This window comes from Citrobacter sp. Cpa228, from assembly GCF_030333085.1.
Taxonomy (GTDB): Bacteria; Pseudomonadota; Gammaproteobacteria; order Enterobacterales; family Enterobacteriaceae; genus Citrobacter; species Citrobacter pasteurii.
The window spans coordinates 36168-53145 of record NZ_JAOWGQ010000037.1; the positions used below are offsets into that span (position 1 = coordinate 36168).

Sequence of the window (16978 nt, forward strand, 5' to 3'; positions counted from 1 at the left end):
TGTGATGGGCATTTTCTCCATTGCCAATCAGCATATCCGCTTTGCGGTAAAGCTGGCCTGCGCGATTGTACTGGCGCTGTTCGTTGGCTTTCACTTTCAGCTTGAGACCCCTCGTTGGGCGGTACTTACCGCAGCCATTGTGGCGGCAGGTCCAGCCTTTGCCGCTGGCGGAGAACCTTATTCAGGCGCTATCCGCTACCGCGGTATGCTGCGTATTGTCGGGACATTTATTGGTTGTATTGCCGCGCTGATCATTATTATCAGTATGATCCGTGCGCCGCTATTGATGATCCTGGTGTGTTGTATCTGGGCCGGTTTTTGTACCTGGATCTCTTCACTGGTAAAGATCGAAAACTCCTATGCCTGGGGGCTTTCGGGTTACACGGCGTTGATTATCGTCATTACTATTCAGGCGGAGCCTCTACTGACGCCACAATTTGCGCTCGAACGCTGCAGCGAGATTGTGATGGGGATTGTCTGCGCTATCATCGCCGACCTGCTCTTTTCGCCCCGTTCAGTGAAACAGGAGATAGATGTCGAGTTAGACAGTCTTCTGGTGGCGCAATATCAGCTTATGCAACTGTGTATAAAGCATGGTGATAGCGAAGAGGTGGACAAGGCCTGGGGCGCTTTAGTTCGTCGTACGGCAGCGCTTGAAGGTATGCGCAGCAACCTGAACATGGAATCCTCACGCTGGGTGCGCGCCAATCGTAGACTCAAAGCGTTGAACACGCTGTCGCTTACGCTCATCACGCAATCCTGCGAAACCTATCTTATTCAGAACACCCGACCAGAACTGATTACCGATACCTTCCGCGAGTTGTTTGATACGCCGGTTGAAACGGTGCAGGACGTACATAAACAATTGAAGCGGATGCGCCGTGTGATTGTCTGGACCGGTGAGCGTGATACGCCAGTGACGATCTATAGCTGGGCCGGCGCGGCGACGCGCTACCTGCTGTTGAAACGCGGAGTGGTCAGCAATACCAAAATTAGCGCTATCGAAGAAGAGATCCTGCAAGGCGAGCCGGTGGTGAAGGTGGAATCCGCCGAACGTCACCATGCGCTGGTCAACTTCTGGCGTACTACGCTGTCCTGTGTGCTGGGAACCTTATTCTGGTTGTGGACCGGCTGGACATCAGGTAGCGGCGCGATGGTTATGATAGCGGTCGTCACATCGCTGGCCATGCGTTTGCCTAACCCCCGCATGGTGGCCATCGACTTTATCTATGGCACGCTGGCAGCATTACCGTTGGGGGCGCTCTATTTTCTGGTGATTATCCCCAATACCCAGCAAAGCATGTTGTTGCTGTGTCTGAGTCTGGCGGTGCTGGGATTCTTTCTGGGTATTGAGGTGCAGAAGCGGCGTCTGGGCTCAATGGGGGCGCTGGCGAGCACCATTAACATCATCGTGCTTGATAACCCGATGACCTTCCACTTTAGTCAGTTCCTCGACAGTGCACTGGGGCAGATTGTCGGCTGCGTATTGGCGTTTATCGTTATTCTGCTGGTGCGGGATAACTCGCGTGACAGAACAGGTCGCGTGTTGCTTAACCAGTTTGTGTCGGCAGCGGTCTCTGCAATGACCACTAATGTTGTGCGCCGTAAAGAAAACCACCTTCCGGCGTTGTATCAGCAGCTGTTTTTACTGATGAACAAATTCCCCGGCGATCTGGCAAAGTTCCGCCTGGCACTGACGATGATTATTGCTCACCAGCGTTTACGTGATGCGCCTGTACCGGTAAACGACGATTTATCGGCGTTTCATCGCCAGCTTCGCCGTACCGCCGATCATGTTATTTCTGCAGTCAATGATGACAAACGCCGACGCTACTTTAGTCAGTTGCTGGAGGAGCTTGATATCTACCAGGAAAAATTAACGCTCTGGGAAGCCCCGCCTCAGGTGACGGAGCCAGTGAAACGACTCACGGGAATGTTGCACAAGTACCAGCATGCGCTGACCAGCAATTCATAAATCATCTAACCGGAAGAGGATATCTCTTCCGGTTTCAGTTTTACCGCCCCTGTAATGCCATGATAAACGCGTTCATTAATGTGGAAAGCGGTTCGTCGTACCAGTAGGCATAAAGATCGGCTGGAATAGGGTCATTCAACGGTAAGAAACGAACGCCAGGCCAGTGGATCAATCCGCAGGTTTCTGGCAGCAAAGAGAGACCAATTCCTGCGCTAACCAGCGCCAGCGCTGTTTGCGGTTCGTTAACCTGGTGGGTAATCAGAGGATAAAATCCTACCTCAACACAGCGGTCATGTATCTGACGGGCGAAATTGCTTTGATTGAATGAAAGCGAAATGATGGGGCGTTCAGCGAGCATCGCCAGTGAGACGCTTTGGTGTTGGCAGAGAGGATCGTGTTCAGGTACGGCGAGAGCAACCGCTTCGCGGGAAATCAATTGGCTACGAATATTCGTCTCGGATTGGGGCAGTACGTTCCGGCTAATCGCAATATCAATCGTCCGGGCATGCAAGGCTTCAATTTGCTGATGTTGGGAAAGCTCCTGCAAGCTCCAGTTTACGTACGGCTGTTGCTTCTTAAAATCCTTTAGACGTGTAAGCAGCGTCCCCCACAGTGCGCTACCGACTATCCCAATGTTGAAATGCTGATGTTCGCTACGGCCAATCTGTCGCACATAATTGAGGGATTGATCGGTGGTACTCAGGATACGATCGACTTCCGTTTTCAATACCTGCCCGGCTCGCGTGAGAACCACTTTACGACTGGTACGCTCAAATAGCGTCGTTTCAAGGATCTCTTCCAGTTCTTTAATCTGCATACTCAACGGTGGTTGAGAGATGTTTAACCGGGCCGCGGCCCGGCCAAAGTGCAGCTCGTCAGCGAGAACCTGAAAATAACGCAATGTTCGAAGACGAATTCGGCTATTGGCCTGGAGATCAATCATGCTGGTTACGCGTAAGAGAGGGAGAGAAACGGCATCATGCCGTCCTCCCCAAAGCTTGTCAAACCGCAGCGGATGGCGGGCGGGCGAGACGCTCGGCCTGGCTGCAGGTGACAGCGATAACCAGCGTCAGCAGTAACACACAATAGGCAACAGTTGACGTATTCACCGCCCCCTGCAGGCCAAAGTGGTTGTTTACCATGGAGGAGACGCTGGCAAACAGTAGCGTGCCTACTGTGCCGCACGTCAACAAGGCGGAGATCAAGGTTGGTGAACTGCGACTCACCTGCAGTGAACCATAGCTCATCAGGCCGGAGAATAAACCGGAGTTAAAGAAACCAAACACACTGCACGCTATCAGAATCAGCGTGGTATTGTTGCTGTTGGCAATCAGCGCAATGGAGAGCAGACCAATACTTGCGCAGATCAGCAGGAAAGTGCGCAGTTTCATCCACTTCACGGTGAATCGATTCAGGAACAGGCCAATGGCTTTCGTCACCCAATACACAGTAGTGAATAGCGCGGCATCCTGCGCCTGAAGTGTAAAACGCGATTGCAGGTAGCCCGGTGTCCACATGGTAAAAATGGGTTCAGCCAGCAGGAAAGCAAAGAGAGTAAAACAGATCAAATAGACAGAGATCCCCCAAGGTTCTGACTCTTCCGTTTTCTCGTGTTGCTGCGGCTGCGCAGCCTCTGTCGATGGGAAGCGACAACGCAGGGTAAGTGCCAATATCAGCGTGCCCAGACCGCCCATAATCCCATACATCGCAATCCAACTGGCACCCAGTTTAAACATCCAGGTTAACAGTAAAGAAAGGGTTGCTCCGGCAAAGCTGAAAAAGAAATCGGTAAAAATCAGACTGGAAGAGCGGCTCTTTTCATCGGGATTAATACGGACCACCAGATAACTGCCGATGGTCATAAACACGCCCCCGCAGGCACCAATTCCGGCCACTGCAATGCTAAACAACGTTAAGGTTGGTTGGATAAAAAGTACTGCGCTGATAATCACGGTGAGCGTTGCAGCAATAACTAATGGTTTTTTCAGCCCCCATTTTTTCATCAGAATGCCGCCAAGCATAATAGGCACAAACATTCCGATGTTCATCAGAGTAAAGACCTGCCCGATAAAGCTGGGGTCTTTATGAAAAGCGGCACAAAGTGGCCCAAGCACAATCCCCAGTGTCGACACCAGTGCGCCAACAAAGTAATAGCTCAGGTACGAAACGGCATTGAGATTTGCATGAGGAAACTGATTGTCTGGCATAACTTTTCTCCAGACGGAGCAGGGCGACCTGTCCGTCTACGGAACCACGATCAGGCGTACTGCTTGAGGAACTGGCCGATCAAACGAATAAAATCTTCAGTTACCATGGCAGCGCATTTCAGCGTTTGTTCATGGGAAAGCTCAACATCACTGAGGCCTTCAGCCATATTCGTGATGGCTGAAACGGCCAGTACTTTCAGGCCACAGTGGCGTGCAGCTATCACTTCCGGTACCACCGACATACCGACGACATCGCCGCCCATACGCTGCATCATGCGAATCTCCGCAGCTGTCTCAAAATTAGGTCCAGGATAAGAGACAAAAACCCCTTCATGAAGCGTGATACCCAACTGCTCTGCGGCTCCGTGAAGCTGCTGGCGCAGTTCGCGATCGTATGCGTTAGCGAGGCTAAAGAAGCGAGGACCAAAGCGTTCATCGTTCGGCCCGACAAGTGGGGTAGATGGCATGGTGTTGATGTGATCGTTGAGGGCGACCAGACTACCTGCAGGAATATCTACGTTCAGCGAACCCGCGGCGTTGGTACAGAATAAAAATTCGCAGCCCAACAGTTTAAAGGTACGTACGGCATGGGTCATGATGCCCATCCCCAGCCCTTCATAAAAATGCCCACGCCCCTTCATGCAGATGAGGTTGATACCATAAAGCGTTCCCATCACCACTTCCCCGGCATGGCCGATTACGGTGCTGACCGGAAACCCAGGTAATTGTTGATATGAAAGCGTGGTTTTATTTTCCATGCGATCGGCAAGTGCCCCCAGACCTGACCCAAGTATCAGAGCGACACGTGGATGAAAATTGGGTTTTGCAGCACGCAGAAATTCAGCCGCTTCATACGGGGTATCGTTGACAACAGACATGGACATATCGACTCCAGAGACTATTCAGTCGCAGGCATTTTGTGGCGGCTTCAATTTCAAATCAAATATGATAAATACGGTTATTGATATGATTTTTATATTGAAAAAATCAGATAAATATCTGATCTATTATTTTTCAGAAAGTTATGGCCAACGTGTTTCATACTGTTTCTGAAACGCAGCCATAGGCTTGCACAAAAATGTGATGTATCTCTCTTTGTCTAAACGATGAACAGTTCATTCCTGACGTATTACGCACACTGAGGCAGGGCTATACTTAAGACGAGCATTTAGCTGGGGTGATAAACGATGCCTGGATCGCAGGAGCATAAAATTTTGCTGGCGGGATACAGGGGAAACAGGTTGAGGAAGACCCTGCATATCGGTGGTCTGTTGAGTAACTGGCGTCGGGATGGTGGCTATAGATGAATATCTATACGTTTGATTTTGACGAGATTGAAAATCAGAGTGATTTCTACCGTGAGTTTGCACGTACATTCGGTCTGGCCCGGGAAAAGGTGGTTGATTTAGATTCTTTGTGGGAGGTTGTGGTTGGGGAAATCTTGCCGTTACCTCTGGAAATCGAATTTGTCCATTTACCGGATAAGTTACGCAGGCGATATGGCGCGCTAATTTTACTGTTCGATGAAGCAGAAGAAGAGCTCGAAGGACAGTTACGCTTTAACGTTCGCCACTCAAAACAGGCATAAAAAAGCCCCCGGCAGGCGGGGGCAAGTCGTCGGACTAGACGACGAGGGTTTATTTGTACAATTCTGCGGTTGCATGCCAGTGAGCACCTTCACGGAGTTCAGTGACACGATAGCTGCTGGCGCCCGCTTTTTCTGCTTTAGCGGCGATTGCCTGACGCATATCCATTGGTGAGCTACCGATCTGAGATACAGAGATGGTACCCATGGATTGCAGATTTTGTGCTTCTTGCGAGTTCACCTGATTAACAGCGGCGCTTGCACCGAAAGAGAGAACTGAGAGAAGGCTTAAAGTTGCAACAGTGGTTTTGATTTTCATGATATTTACCTCGTCGAATTCTTTTATTAAGGGTCTTTGTTTCGTGACCCTCATCACAAAATCAAGTATACACTAATCACGTGATAAATTAATACCACGCTAATTGTTTCCGTGGTAATTAAGTGTTAAAAAAAGTATTTTTTATAACTATATGGAATTAAAAATACAGGTTAGAACTTATTTTTGAAAATAAAATCAATTAATTCATTCAGATACGATATTTTGCAAATTGTGCGTTTTTGATGTGTATCATTCACTGTGTGAATGTATTTTGGCGGTGAAACGCACTATTTGTTAAATGTTCGGTAGTGGAAAGTTGCGGAGGGGAGCAGAAAAGAGAGATTTTTCCCCCGCCACTGGGCGTGACGGGGAAGGGGATTACAGTTCTTGTTCAAACAGTTCCAGAATGGCTTCGTACAGGTCTTTTACCGTAAAACCTTTGGCCGGTGTGGTGAAGATGGTATCGTCACCAGCAATCGTTCCAAGAATGCCTTCTGCTTTACCCAGTGAATCCAGCAGGCGGGCAATCAGCTGCGCAGCGCCTGGGCTGGTATGAATAACGACAACGGCATCGTTGTAGTCGATATCCAGCACCAGATTTTTCAACGGGCTTGACGTTGTCGGGACTCCCAGCTCTGCAGGCAGACAGTACACCATTTCCATTTTCGCATTGCGGGTACGCACGGCACCAAACTTGGTCAGCATGCGTGAAACCTTGGACTGGTTGATATTATCAAAGCCCTGATCCTGCAACGCGAGGACGATTTCGCCCTGAGAGCTGAATTTTTCTTCTTTAAGTAGCGCTTTAAACGCCTTAACTAATTCTTCTTGTTTAGCCGAGCTTCGCATAAGTCACCCGTAATATGGCGGTAGAAACAACATTATTGTGCATACAGATGAATTTTTATGCAAACGGTCTGCCTCGTTCAAGGCTGAAATAATGTTATGAAAGAGCGGGATTTTATCAAATTTCGTTATCAAGAAACATGCCTGTGTCACGGCTCGCAAATAAGATTAAAAGTAAATTAAATGTTATCAAATTGATGTTGTTTTGAGAGGGCTGTAGGGTATATTGTCAGCACCTGTTGGAAAGTTGCTCTACTGTGCGAGTGGTTTTGAATTACGTAACTTAGGTTTTATTTTACGTAAGTTAAATGCATAAAAGCCAAATTTGCGTGACTACGCATTCTTGAAGCGTGGTTATTGAATTCGTTGGATTTGTGAATTAAGGTCGCCGCCGCGGAGCAATAGACATTTTGCTTATCAATATAATAAGGAGTTTAGGATGAAAGTTGCAGTCCTCGGCGCTGCTGGTGGTATCGGTCAGGCGCTAGCATTACTGTTAAAAACCCAACTGCCTTCAGGTTCAGAACTCTCCCTGTACGACATCGCTCCAGTAACGCCTGGTGTGGCCGTTGATTTGAGCCATATCCCTACTGCTGTGAAAATCAAAGGCTTCAGCGGTGAAGATGCGACCCCTGCACTGGAAGGTGCTGACGTGGTGCTGATTTCTGCGGGTGTTGCACGTAAACCAGGTATGGATCGTTCTGACCTGTTTAACGTGAATGCTGGCATCGTGAAGAATCTGGTGCAGCAGGTTGCTACAACCTGTCCGAAAGCGTGTATCGGTATCATCACTAACCCAGTGAACACGACCGTTGCTATCGCTGCTGAAGTGCTGAAAAAAGCAGGCGTATACGATAAGAACAAACTGTTTGGCGTAACTACGCTGGACATCATCCGCTCCAACACCTTTGTGGCGGAACTGAAAGGCAAGCAGCCTGGCGACGTTGAAGTCCCGGTTATCGGTGGACACTCTGGTGTGACCATTCTGCCGCTGCTGTCACAAATTCCTGGCGTAAGCTTCACTGAACAAGAAGCGGCTGACCTGACCAAACGTATTCAGAACGCGGGTACTGAAGTTGTGGAAGCAAAAGCCGGTGGCGGGTCTGCAACCCTGTCTATGGGTCAGGCTGCAGCACGTTTCGGTCTGTCACTGGTTCGCGCGCTGAGCGGCGAAAAAGGTGTGGTGGAATGCGCTTACGTTGAAGGCGATGGCCAATACGCCCGCTTCTTCTCTCAGCCGCTGCTGCTGGGCAAAAATGGCGTAGAAGAACGTCAGTCCATCGGTAAACTGAGCGCGTTCGAACAAAGCTCGCTGGAAGGCATGCTGGACACGCTGAAGAAAGATATCACGCTGGGCGAAGAGTTCGTTAAATAACGCTTTTCGGTAGGCCTGATAAGACGTTTTGCGTCGCCATCAGGCATACAGATGCCGGATGCGGTGTAAACACCTTATCCGGCCTACAAGCCCATCGAAATGTTAAAAAAACCGGATGATTTCCGGTTTTTTTATATCCGCGTTAGTTGGTCGCCGGATATTCCTGAATCGTGACCTGCAGCGTCAATTGCTTATCATCGCGCATCACGACCACGGAGATAACCGAACCGGGGCGAATCTCAGCGACCTGATCCATGGTCTCCAGCGCTGATACTGCCGGTTTATTATTGACCGAAATGATGAGGTCGTTGACCTGAATTCCGGCCTGGGCCGCCGGACCATCCGGTGCCACTTCGTTCACGACAATCCCCTGAATTTGATCCATGCCGCTACCTTGTGCATGCAGCGGTGCAATTTCACGCCCGCTGATGCCGATGTAGCCACGAATAACGCGCCCGTCACGAATCAGCTTATCCATGATTTTCGTCGCCAGTTGAAACGGAATGGCAAAGCCAATCCCTTCCGGCGTTTCACCATCATTGCTTTTATCAAACGACAGTGTGTTAATCCCCATCAACTCACCCAGAGAATTAACCAGCGCACCGCCAGAGTTACCATGGTTAATGGATGCATCTGTTTGCAGGAAGTTTTGCCGACCCGTTGGGTTCAGGCCAATACGACCCGTGGCGCTGATGATCCCCTGAGTGATGGTTTGTCCGAGGTTGTACGGGTTACCAATGGCAAGCACGACATCACCAATATGCGGTACACGTTTGTTATTAATCGGGATCGTCGGCAGCCCGCCTGCTGCGTTGATTTTCAGCACCGCAAGGTCGGTTAAGGTATCGGAGCCAACAAGCAACGCTTCAAAGACACGCCCATCCTGCAATGCGACGATGATTTGGTCGGCATCATTAATGACATGTTTGTTGGTGATGATATAGCCGCGCTGATCCATGATCACGCCTGAACCGAGCGTGCGGATCTCAAGCTGGTTATGCGTCGTGCTGTTCATACTGCGGTTGTACACGTTGACCACGGCAGGCGCAGCACGGCGAACTGCCGGGTTATAGCTGGCAGGTGTTTCATCTGTGCTGTCGAACTGTGGTGCGGTAAGCGTATTAATTTTTCGCAAAGAGGGCATCGCGGCCAGCAGAATGGCGCCGACGATTAAACCAATCGCGACCGAACGTAAAAGCTTCACAAACATGATGGCGGCGTCATTAAAAAAGGGAACGGCAGCAGCATATCACGAGTTTACCGGACATCACACGGGGGGCTGATGTCCGGTTGTCCTGGTTAACGCAAAAGCAGGTAAATACTCTCGTTTCCACGAACGACCTGCAGAGCAATGATTGACGGTTTCGTTTCCAGCACTTTGCGCATTTCGGCAATCGAGTTCACCCGATCGCGGTTAACGGCGATGATAACGTCATCTTTATGCAGGCCGGCCTGTGCAGCTGGGCTACTTTTTTCAACGTTATCAATTCGAATGCCTTTGGCACCATCTTTTAGCTGCCCGTCGCTGAGCGTGGCTCCTTGCAACGCCGGAGCAATCATTTCCGCACTGGCGGAAGATGATGTACTGGTATCCAGCGTCACTTCAACGTCCAGTGGTTTACCGTTACGCAGCAGGCCCAGTTTGACTTTGGTCCCCGGTTCGGTTGTCGCAATACGTGAACGCAGTTCGGCGAAACTACTGAGCGGTTTGCCGTTAAGACTGGTAATAACATCACCGGATTTCACCCCCGCTTTTGCGGAACCAGAGTTAGGCAGAACTTCGCTGACAAACGCGCCACGTTGTACATCCAGTTTGAATGCTTTAGCGATGTCAGCGGTCATTTCAGTCCCTTTAATACCCAACAGACCGCGTTTGATTTCGCCAAACTGCATTAACTGCTGCGCCAGCGTGCGCGCCATGTTACTGGGGATAGCAAAGCCGATCCCAATGCTGCCGCCGCCGGGAGCCAGAATCGCGGTGTTAATACCAATCAGCTCACCGTTGAGGTTAAGCAATGCACCGCCAGAGTTACCCCGGTTGATGGAAGCGTCAGTCTGAATAAAGTTTTCCAGACCTTCGAGGTTCAACCCGCTGCGCCCCAAAGCCGATACAATGCCAGAGGTGGCAGTTTGTCCCAGGCCAAACGGGTTACCGACGGCGACAGCAAAGTCACCCACGCGGAGTTTGTCGGAGTCGGCAATGGCAATTTGCGTCAGGTTGCTGGGATGCTGAATTTGCAGCAGAGCGATGTCGCTCTGATCGTCGCTGCCGATAAGCTTAGCGTCGAACTCACGGCCATCATTAAGCTGGACGCTGATTTTTTGCGCCTGGTTAATGACGTGGTTATTGGTCAGGACGTAGCCTTTGGCGGCATCAATAATGACCCCGGAACCTAACCCTTCAAAAGGTTGGGAAGGTTGATCGGGAAGATCATCACCAAAAAACTTTTTGAACTCTTCCGGGACTTTCTGCCCCTGAGTGGCGGTACCTTCGACCCTTACGCTCACCACGGCAGGTAACACTTTCTCCAGCATCGGGGCGAGGCTGGGGAGCGCAGCCTGCCCGGGAACCTGACCGGGAATCGACGCTGCGGCCGGGAATGGCGCCGAGAGAGTTAACCCGACACTTAACGCTAATGCACTCAACAGCTGGGTTTGTTTTTTCATGGATCCTGCTCTCGTACCTTGAGTAAACGGAAGATGATTCAAAACAGTTTGATGTTATTGAATTTTCGGTTTGGTCACAATGAGGCTAACGACTAAATAATAGCTGGGACGGGAAGAGAAGCGGAGGGCGCAATTGCTGCGCCCAATAAATTTCTTAACGATGTGCGTTTAGTCGCGCTTTGCGCCACTACGCAGCAGGCCGGAAGCCCCTTCGGAATAGTCACGCGGCATCTGAACCGGCGCCTGATCGTTACCTGCTTCAGACTCAGCCAGACGATTGCGGAATGGGTTGTTTTCCGCTGACATGCCCGGCAGCAGGCTGCTGGAGCTTTTCGCCATATGCTGATAGATCTGACGATAATCATCAGCCATGTTATCCAGTAGCTCAGCGCTGCGGGCGAAATGACTCACCAGCTCTTCGCGGTACTCTTCCAGTTCAGCTTTGTTCTTTTCCAGTTCGTACTGTAATGCCTGCTGTTGGCGTAATTTACGATTACCAAAACGCATGGCTACAGCACCAATAATGATACCGACGACTAACCCAATTAGCGCATATTCCCAGGTCATGAACATCTCCCGTTGTCTTGTGTTTCCGTAGGGTGTTGGCTTTAGGCTCCATGCCTGCGCCTGATTATGCCACTATAACCGCTAATCCCGTAGAAGTGGAATCCCGTGTTTATATCACGTAATGTAGAACGGCCTTTTTTTCGTCAACCGTGAGCGACGGCACATCGATTCTCAAGGAATAACAATAACATCATGCAAAGCCTTTCCCCGACATCGCGATACCTGCAGGCCCTTAACGACGGCAGCCATCAACCCGACAACGTACAACAAGAAGCGGTGAATCGACTGGAAACGATTTACCAGGAGCTCACGACGATTGCACCTCCAGCGGCGCAGGAGAGTGGACTGATGGCCCGCTTTGGTAAATTGCTGGGTAAACGTGAGCCGAAAGAAAACACGCCAGTGCGTGGTCTGTATATGTGGGGGGGCGTAGGGCGCGGGAAAACCTGGCTGATGGATTTGTTCTACCATAGTCTGCCTGGCGGACGTAAACAGCGTTTGCACTTTCACCGCTTCATGCTGCGCGTGCATGAAGAGCTGACGGCTCTGCAAGGCCAGACCGACCCGTTGGAAGTGATTGCTGACCGCTTCAAAACCGAAACGGATGTGCTGTGCTTTGACGAGTTTTTTGTTTCTGACATCACCGATGCCATGCTGCTCGGCGGCCTGATGAAGGCGCTGTTTGCCCGTGGCATTACGCTGGTCGCGACCTCCAATATTCCGCCAGATGAACTGTATCGTAACGGTTTGCAACGTGCGCGTTTTCTTCCTGCCATTGATGCTATCAAACAGCATTGCGACATCATGAATGTTGATGCTGGCGTCGATTATCGTCTGCGCACCTTAACGCAGGCGCATTTGTGGCTGTCGCCACTGAATGAGGAAACCCGCCAACAGATGGATAAACTCTGGCTGGCATTAGCGGGAACCAAAGGTGAACATGCGCCGACGCTGGAGATCAATCATCGTCCGATGCAGACGCTGGCCGTTGAGAACCAAACGCTGGCGGTATCGTTCACTACGCTCTGTGTCGATGCGCGTAGCCAGCATGACTACATTGCACTGTCGCGCCTGTTCCACACTGTGCTGTTGTTTGATGTACCGGTCATGACGACGCTGATGGAGAGTGAGGCACGACGCTTTATCGCGCTGGTTGATGAGTTCTACGAACGCCACGTTAAGCTGGTGGTCAGCGCCGCAGCGCCTTTATATGGAATCTACCAGGGCGAGCGCCTGAAGTTTGAATTCCAGCGTTGTTTGTCGCGTTTGCAGGAGATGCAAAGCGAGGAGTATCTGAAGCGGGAACATTTAGCCGGTTAAACCTGCCGCAAATCACATAAAGGGGTCGATCTTTGACCCTGACTTCTCTATAATCTTGCGACCCCACGTTACGAGAGAGTTTTTTTCCCAAAACTTTCTATGCGCCGGCATAGGCTATTCGAAGGGGTAGGTTTGCTGGACAATGTCGTGTGAACCTCAACTGACAAAACGTTTGGGTGTTCACCAACGTGTAACTTATTTATTTGGGTAAGCTTTTAATGAAAACTTTTACAGCTAAACCAGAAACCGTAAAACGCGACTGGTATGTTGTTGACGCGACCGGTAAAACTCTGGGCCGTCTGGCTTCCGAACTGGCTCTGCGCCTGCGCGGTAAGCACAAAGCGGAATACACTCCGCACGTAGATACCGGTGATTACATCATCGTTCTGAACGCTGACAAAGTTGCTGTAACCGGCAACAAGCGTACTGACAAAGTGTACTATCACCACACCGGTCACATCGGTGGTATCAAACAAGCGACCTTTGAAGAGATGATTGCTCGCCGTCCTGAGCGTGTGCTTGAAATCGCGGTTAAAGGCATGCTGCCAAAAGGCCCGCTGGGTCGTGCTATGTTCCGTAAACTGAAAGTTTACGCTGGCAACGAGCACAACCACGCGGCACAGCAACCGCAAGTTCTTGACATCTAATCGGGATTATAGGCAATGGCTGAAAATCAATACTACGGCACTGGTCGCCGCAAAAGTTCCGCAGCTCGCGTTTTCATCAAACCGGGCAGTGGTAAAATCGTAATCAACCAACGTTCTCTGGAACAGTACTTCGGTCGTGAAACTGCCCGCATGGTAGTTCGTCAGCCGCTGGAACTGGTCGACATGGTTGAGAAACTGGATCTGTACATCACTGTTAAAGGTGGTGGTATCTCTGGTCAGGCTGGTGCGATCCGTCACGGTATCACCCGCGCTCTGATGGAGTACGACGAATCCCTGCGTGGCGAACTGCGTAAAGCTGGCTTCGTTACCCGTGATGCTCGTCAGGTTGAACGTAAGAAAGTCGGTCTGCGTAAAGCACGCCGTCGTCCTCAGTTCTCCAAACGTTAATTGTACACTGCTCCGGCAGACGACAATTTGCGAAAAAACCCGCCTCGGCGGGTTTTTTTATGGTTATTTCTCCGCGTAGAACCACGGTAATCCGCTGATTGCCACCTCTTTTTCCCCATTTCCAGAATCGACTCACCACAAAGGTCACAAAATCTGGTAAACTATCATCCAATTTTCTGCCCAAATATCCGGTATTGTTCATTTTTTGTTTGTATTTTGAACAGTAATGACTTTCCCGAATCTGGGTGACATCACTTCTGGCTGGTCACATAGTGGCTGGTAGCAGTAAAAATTCTGAATATACCTGGAGGTTTTCATGGCTGTCGCTGCCAACAAACGTTCGGTAATGACGCTGTTTTCTGGTCCTACTGACATCTATAGCCATCAGGTCCGCATCGTGCTGGCTGAAAAAGGTGTTAGTTTCGAGATTGAGCACGTGGAAAAGGACAATCCACCGCAGGATCTGATCGACCTCAACCCGAATCAGAGCGTCCCGACACTGGTGGATCGTGAGCTGACCCTGTGGGAATCTCGCATCATTATGGAATACCTGGATGAGCGTTTCCCGCATCCTCCGCTGATGCCGGTTTACCCGGTTGCGCGTGGTGAGAGCCGCCTGTACATGCAGCGTATTGAAAAAGACTGGTACACGCTGATGAACGTCATCGTGAACGGTTCTGCTTCTGAAGCCGAAGTCGCGCGTAAGCGTCTGCGCGAAGAACTGCTGGCAATTGCGCCAGTATTTGGCCAGAAACCTTACTTCCTGAGCGATGAGTTCAGCCTGGTAGATTGCTACCTGGCGCCGCTGCTGTGGCGTTTACCGCAGCTGGGTATTGAATTCAACGGTGCGGGTTCGAAAGAACTGAAAGGGTACATGACTCGCGTCTTCGAACGTGACTCTTTCCTGGCTTCTCTGACTGAGCCTGAACGTGAAATGCGTCTGGGCCGGGGTTAACCTGTATGGATTTGCCACAGTTAACGCCACGCCGTCCGTATCTGCTGCGCGCATTCTATGAGTGGTTGCTAGACAACCAGCTCACGCCGCACCTGGTGGTGGATGTGACGCTCCAGGGCGTGCAGGTTCCGATGGAATATGCACGTGACGGGCAAATTGTTTTGAATATTGCGCCGCGTGCCGTGGGCAATCTGGAACTGGCAAACGACGAAGTGCGCTTTAACGCGCGCTTTGGCGGCGTGCCGCGCAACGTTTCCGTACCACTGGCGGCGGTACTCGCGATCTATGCCCGTGAAAACGGCGCAGGAACGATGTTTGAACCTGAAGCGGCCTATGACGAAGATGTCGACAGCCTCAATGATGACGATGTCGTGCCTGAAGGCGAAAACGAAACGGTGATGTCGGTGATTGATGGCGATAAACCGGATAATCACGATGACGATCCTGACGACACACCGCCGCCTCCTCGCGGTGGGCGTCCGGCGCTACGCGTAGTGAAATAATCAAACAGGCCCTTGCGGGCCTGTTTTGCATTCTGCGTCAGATATCAATAAAACAGCGCGATAGTGGCAATCATATTGACCACAAATCCTATCGCCATTGGGATGGCTGTCCGTTTTACTACCTCAAAAGGCGACACGCCAGCAATACCGGATGTCACGACAATCACAGCGGTAATCGGTGAAACCGCACGTGCCAGCGTGGTGGCGAAGTGCATCGGCATAATCATCACAACCGCAGGAATATGCAGCCCCGCAGCAATATCCGGGATCAGACTGGCGAATGACATAAACGGTGCATTCCCGGATCCCATTACAATTGCACAGGCGGCGATAACCACGGCCATAATGATCATCACACCGATACCGCCAAGCCCGGAGTGTTCCGCACCTTTAATCACCGCATCAACGGTGCCGATAGTGGTTAAACCCTTGGCAAAGATCTCACCGGCCACCACCAGTGTGACGACGTTGGCAAATTGTGTTCCCATGCCGTCAAAAAACGCCTGCACATCATCCATAGTCTCACGCAGATTATGTTTATGAAGAAACTCCACAAACATGGTCAGCGTCAAGCTCATTAGCATCACCACCACCAGATTCAACTCTGCCTGCATTAATCCCATATGCGCCAGCAACAGCGAACCCAACATCAGGAGCAGCGGCATCACCGGTAAAATGGCGTAATAGAGTGGCGGCACATCTTCCAGCGTCTTTTGTTCACTGAAGCCTGTGCTGTCTGGTTGTGTTTTTTGATCAAACCGGCGTTGAACGAAAAAGTGTGCGATGGCGACGGCGATGATGACGCAGGATGCGACAGGAAGTTGGTAGTGGAAGAAATAAGTGGCTATTTTCATCCCCGCAACCTGTGCGGCGAAAATTGAGTTAGTTTCCAGAATGCCCCATTCAATCGACATCGAGGTGGCAATGACCGCTACCGCGGATAAACGGCTCACGCCCAGGCTGACCAGCGTTGGGAAGAGCGTAACCATCAGCAGCATGCCCAATCCGGAAGCACTGGTGATGAACTGTGCCATGATTTGACCAATTACATACGTCGCGGCAAGCACAATATAGGGTGAGCGGATGTGCTTGAGTGGGCGGCTCAACAGGCTGACCATTGCCCGGCTGGCTCCCATTCTGTCCATATAGCGGGCATAACCGCCTACTGCCATGATGGACAGCCCAAGGCCTGCCGACCGGTTTGAAAGCATACGTAGAATTTCATTATAAATATCGACCAGCAGATAACCGCTGCTTTTGTCGCTGGCGACCAGTGCGCCGTACCCCAACCAGACGCCGCAGATCATCAGGAAGATCCCGGCTGCTGCCAGTACTACCTGTGGTTTGTAGTTTTTGAGGATCAGGTAACCCATCGTTAATAAAACGATGACAGAGATAATAATGCCGAACATTTTTTCACTCCATGCCAGAGAAGAAGATAAATCCGGTAATAACGCTGTTTTAAATGCGGATGTTATATTTTTTCTGGCATGTATTTTGGAGTGGATATCGTGTTTTTATAATCGAGCATTGGTTATTTTTCGTTTTAAAATAGTGCCTTATGATTTATTTTAAAGATCATATTCGCGGATTTCATAAAGTTA

17 protein-coding genes are annotated in these 16978 nt (G+C 50.5%); 8 read left to right on the plus strand and 9 right to left on the minus strand.

Translation table 11 applies throughout. The annotated features are described in order from the left end of the window. Positions 1–4: 4 nt before the first annotated feature. Positions 5–1975 (plus strand): p-hydroxybenzoic acid efflux pump subunit AaeB, encoded by a 1971-nt coding sequence (gene aaeB, locus OGX91_RS04915; protein WP_005121363.1) that lies wholly within the window; start codon positions 5–7, stop codon positions 1973–1975. 40 nt (positions 1976–2015) lie between these two features. Here aaeB and OGX91_RS04920 read toward each other — a convergent pair whose 3' ends face one another. The 3 genes from OGX91_RS04920 to xapA are packed head-to-tail and all read right to left on the minus strand — an operon-like array spanning position 2016 to position 5066. Further along, the gene (locus OGX91_RS04920) at positions 2016–2918 is read right to left on the minus strand and encodes a LysR family transcriptional regulator (RefSeq protein ID WP_149691790.1); all 903 of its coding nucleotides are present in this window, start codon (positions 2916–2918) and stop codon (positions 2016–2018) included. A 58-nt stretch (positions 2919–2976) separates the two neighbouring features. Then, positions 2977–4182: an MFS transporter TsgA gene (tsgA, locus tag OGX91_RS04925; RefSeq protein ID WP_286625609.1), complete on the minus strand. Its 1206-nt coding sequence runs from the start codon at positions 4180–4182 to the stop codon at positions 2977–2979. A gap of 50 nt (positions 4183–4232) precedes the next feature. Next, complete coding sequence (xapA, locus tag OGX91_RS04930; RefSeq protein ID WP_286625610.1) at positions 4233–5066, minus strand: xanthosine phosphorylase; 834 nt, start codon at positions 5064–5066, stop codon at positions 4233–4235. Positions 5067–5485: 419 nt separating this feature from the next. Between xapA and OGX91_RS04935 the strand changes: the two genes are divergently transcribed. Beyond that, entirely contained in the window at positions 5486–5770 is a 285-nt protein-coding gene (locus tag OGX91_RS04935) for a barstar family protein (RefSeq protein WP_005121358.1), read from the plus strand. A gap of 49 nt (positions 5771–5819) precedes the next feature. Here OGX91_RS04935 and yhcN read toward each other — a convergent pair whose 3' ends face one another. Both yhcN and argR read right to left on the minus strand, forming a co-directional pair. Beyond that, entirely contained in the window at positions 5820–6086 is a 267-nt protein-coding gene (gene yhcN / locus OGX91_RS04940; RefSeq protein ID WP_005121357.1) for a peroxide/acid stress response protein YhcN, read from the minus strand. A gap of 378 nt (positions 6087–6464) precedes the next feature. Further along, on the minus strand, positions 6465–6935 hold the full coding sequence (gene argR, locus OGX91_RS04945) for a transcriptional regulator ArgR (RefSeq protein WP_003025162.1): 471 nt from the start codon (positions 6933–6935) through the stop codon (positions 6465–6467). A 436-nt stretch (positions 6936–7371) separates the two neighbouring features. Between argR and mdh the strand changes: the two genes are divergently transcribed. Continuing rightward, a complete protein-coding gene (mdh, locus tag OGX91_RS04950) occupies positions 7372–8307 on the plus strand; it encodes a malate dehydrogenase (RefSeq protein WP_040234161.1) in 936 nt (311 codons plus the stop codon). A gap of 142 nt (positions 8308–8449) precedes the next feature. Here mdh and degS read toward each other — a convergent pair whose 3' ends face one another. The 3 genes from degS to zapG all read right to left on the minus strand — a co-directional run bounded on the left by degS (position 8450) and on the right by zapG (position 11541). Then, a complete protein-coding gene (degS, locus tag OGX91_RS04955; protein WP_005121354.1) occupies positions 8450–9517 on the minus strand; it encodes an outer membrane-stress sensor serine endopeptidase DegS in 1068 nt (355 codons plus the stop codon). A gap of 89 nt (positions 9518–9606) precedes the next feature. Then, on the minus strand, positions 9607–10974 hold the full coding sequence (gene degQ, locus OGX91_RS04960; protein WP_040234159.1) for a serine endoprotease DegQ: 1368 nt from the start codon (positions 10972–10974) through the stop codon (positions 9607–9609). Positions 10975–11142: 168 nt separating this feature from the next. Next, positions 11143–11541: a Z-ring associated protein ZapG gene (gene zapG / locus OGX91_RS04965; RefSeq protein ID WP_005121352.1), complete on the minus strand. Its 399-nt coding sequence runs from the start codon at positions 11539–11541 to the stop codon at positions 11143–11145. A gap of 192 nt (positions 11542–11733) precedes the next feature. Between zapG and zapE the strand changes: the two genes are divergently transcribed. From zapE to sspB, 5 genes are all read left to right on the plus strand, one after another. After that, on the plus strand, positions 11734–12861 hold the full coding sequence (gene zapE / locus OGX91_RS04970) for a cell division protein ZapE (protein ID WP_040234158.1): 1128 nt from the start codon (positions 11734–11736) through the stop codon (positions 12859–12861). A 218-nt stretch (positions 12862–13079) separates the two neighbouring features. Next, entirely contained in the window at positions 13080–13508 is a 429-nt protein-coding gene (gene rplM, locus OGX91_RS04975) for a 50S ribosomal protein L13 (RefSeq protein WP_003025141.1), read from the plus strand. A gap of 15 nt (positions 13509–13523) precedes the next feature. Further along, positions 13524–13916, plus strand: a complete 393-nt coding sequence (gene rpsI / locus OGX91_RS04980; RefSeq protein WP_003025138.1) for a 30S ribosomal protein S9 — start codon at positions 13524–13526, stop codon at positions 13914–13916. Between the two features lie 316 nt (positions 13917–14232). Then, complete coding sequence (gene sspA / locus OGX91_RS04985) at positions 14233–14871, plus strand: stringent starvation protein SspA (RefSeq protein ID WP_003025132.1); 639 nt, start codon at positions 14233–14235, stop codon at positions 14869–14871. 5 nt (positions 14872–14876) lie between these two features. Next, positions 14877–15374 (plus strand): ClpXP protease specificity-enhancing factor, encoded by a 498-nt coding sequence (sspB, locus tag OGX91_RS04990; RefSeq protein ID WP_005121347.1) that lies wholly within the window; start codon positions 14877–14879, stop codon positions 15372–15374. 44 nt (positions 15375–15418) lie between these two features. Here the strand turns inward: sspB and dcuC are convergent, their stop codons facing one another. Next, positions 15419–16786, minus strand: a complete 1368-nt coding sequence (gene dcuC / locus OGX91_RS04995; protein WP_005121346.1) for an anaerobic C4-dicarboxylate transporter DcuC — start codon at positions 16784–16786, stop codon at positions 15419–15421. Between the last annotated feature and the right edge of the window lie 192 nt (positions 16787–16978).

Bases quoted from the DNA above. Each gene is read 5' to 3' on its own strand.
- xapA (WP_286625610.1), bottom strand. From the start codon at position 5,066: ATGTCCATGTCTGTTGTCAACGATACCCCGTATGAAGCGGCTGAATTT.
- sspB (WP_005121347.1), top strand. From the start codon at position 14,877: ATGGATTTGCCACAGTTAACGCCACGCCGTCCGTATCTGCTGCGCGCA.
- tsgA (WP_286625609.1), bottom strand. From the start codon at position 4,182: ATGCCAGACAATCAGTTTCCTCATGCAAATCTCAATGCCGTTTCGTAC.
- sspA (WP_003025132.1), top strand. From the start codon at position 14,233: ATGGCTGTCGCTGCCAACAAACGTTCGGTAATGACGCTGTTTTCTGGT.
- aaeB (WP_005121363.1), top strand. From the start codon at position 5: ATGGGCATTTTCTCCATTGCCAATCAGCATATCCGCTTTGCGGTAAAG.
- OGX91_RS04935 (WP_005121358.1), top strand. From the start codon at position 5,486: ATGAATATCTATACGTTTGATTTTGACGAGATTGAAAATCAGAGTGAT.
- argR (WP_003025162.1), bottom strand. From the start codon at position 6,935: ATGCGAAGCTCGGCTAAACAAGAAGAATTAGTTAAGGCGTTTAAAGCG.
- yhcN (WP_005121357.1), bottom strand. From the start codon at position 6,086: ATGAAAATCAAAACCACTGTTGCAACTTTAAGCCTTCTCTCAGTTCTC.
- zapG (WP_005121352.1), bottom strand. From the start codon at position 11,541: ATGACCTGGGAATATGCGCTAATTGGGTTAGTCGTCGGTATCATTATT.
- OGX91_RS04920 (WP_149691790.1), bottom strand. From the start codon at position 2,918: ATGATTGATCTCCAGGCCAATAGCCGAATTCGTCTTCGAACATTGCGT.
- rpsI (WP_003025138.1), top strand. From the start codon at position 13,524: ATGGCTGAAAATCAATACTACGGCACTGGTCGCCGCAAAAGTTCCGCA.
- degQ (WP_040234159.1), bottom strand. From the start codon at position 10,974: ATGAAAAAACAAACCCAGCTGTTGAGTGCATTAGCGTTAAGTGTCGGG.
- rplM (WP_003025141.1), top strand. From the start codon at position 13,080: ATGAAAACTTTTACAGCTAAACCAGAAACCGTAAAACGCGACTGGTAT.
- mdh (WP_040234161.1), top strand. From the start codon at position 7,372: ATGAAAGTTGCAGTCCTCGGCGCTGCTGGTGGTATCGGTCAGGCGCTA.
- degS (WP_005121354.1), bottom strand. From the start codon at position 9,517: ATGTTTGTGAAGCTTTTACGTTCGGTCGCGATTGGTTTAATCGTCGGC.
- dcuC (WP_005121346.1), bottom strand. From the start codon at position 16,786: ATGTTCGGCATTATTATCTCTGTCATCGTTTTATTAACGATGGGTTAC.
- zapE (WP_040234158.1), top strand. From the start codon at position 11,734: ATGCAAAGCCTTTCCCCGACATCGCGATACCTGCAGGCCCTTAACGAC.